1 protein-coding gene is annotated in these 1,190 nt (G+C 53.9%); it reads right to left on the bottom strand.

The features are described 5' to 3' along the window. Window positions 1-112 precede the first annotated feature (112 nt). Window positions 113-715, bottom strand: a complete 603-nt coding sequence (locus AC1DVA_RS28480) for a protein-S-isoprenylcysteine O-methyltransferase (RefSeq protein WP_476808142.1) — start codon at window positions 713-715, stop codon at window positions 113-115. Window positions 716-1,190: the final 475 nt, after the last annotated feature.

Genomic DNA, 1,190 nt, shown 5'->3' with positions numbered 1-1,190 from the left:
CAATTTCAACTGGCAAAAGATCGATTGGGGGTCTTACGACGAATTAAGGTTGCCAAATGACACAGGTGGTGCGGCAACTCGGCGTCAATTTTGCCATCCTTCTGTCATTTCGTCAGTGTGGCGCGCGCGGGCGGTTCACGCGTGGGATGATACGGCCGGTTCGCTTTATGTAATCTGCGTACTCGTGCCCGAATGCTTCATTCATCAACTTTTCTTCCTCGCTCACGCGAAATAAATAAAGCGTACCAAACCCGACCAAGCCGGCGGGGCCGGCAATCCAGTTGGGTAAAAGGAGGGCCTGCGCAATCGCCCATAGCCAAAAAGCTGAATACATCGGATGGCGTACGTAAGTATAAACGCCATCAGTAACTAACTTGTGGCTCTCTCGAACGTCTAGAGAGACGGACCAGTTTCTCCCCAAGGAGCGGTGAGTGAGATAAAAAAGCAGCAAAGCCGCTGCTGACGCAGCTGCTCCCGCCCAAGCCAATGAGGGTTGGAACGCGTACGTTGCAAAACGCGGGAACCCAAAGGCTACATAGGCGAAAGGCAAAATCCCGAGGCCGGTAAAGGAAATGCAGAGCAAAATTCGCTCCTTACCTCCTCGCGCCGAACGGGAAATCGGTGTCCGACGAGAGCGCCGCTCATGAGGAATCCGAACTATGTACCAGCCAATCGCGAGAAAGAGGTAGATCGCTTTCGCTATCGAAAGGGTCATTTCCTTGCCGTCCCGCCTTTGAGATCGCAGGCAAAGTCGCCCGAATCGATCAATTGACCCTCAGTATCGAAATAATCCATAGCGCCTCGCTCCGATCGCGCAATGCACTCCGCCGGAAGGGGTCCGCAGGCTGTCATAAAGTAATCGTAGGGAGCCCGTCGATCGTTACCTCTCACAAATTGACAGTGCATCTTGTACCAGTTCTTCCGAATCCGCGGATAGCGTCCCGGTGCTATCATCCGTCTTATGCTGACATTCCGGACGAGGGGAGAGCTGGCCGGGCGAAGTTTCAGGTCTCGTAGCATCTCTGCGCCGAAAAAATTCATCACGTCGGAGCGAGCCCTGTAATCTACCCAAAGCACGTCAAGATTGGAGCTTACCCGCCCGATTGCGGCACGAAATCCAGAGCCCTGTAATCTACCCAAAGCACGTCAAGATTGGAGCTTACCCGCCCGATTGCGGCACGAAATCCAGA

This window comes from Allobosea sp. P4_C6, assembly GCF_056402015.1.
The sequence above is the reverse complement of the archived record's forward strand: the minus strand, read 5'-3'. Positions and strand labels throughout refer to the sequence as shown.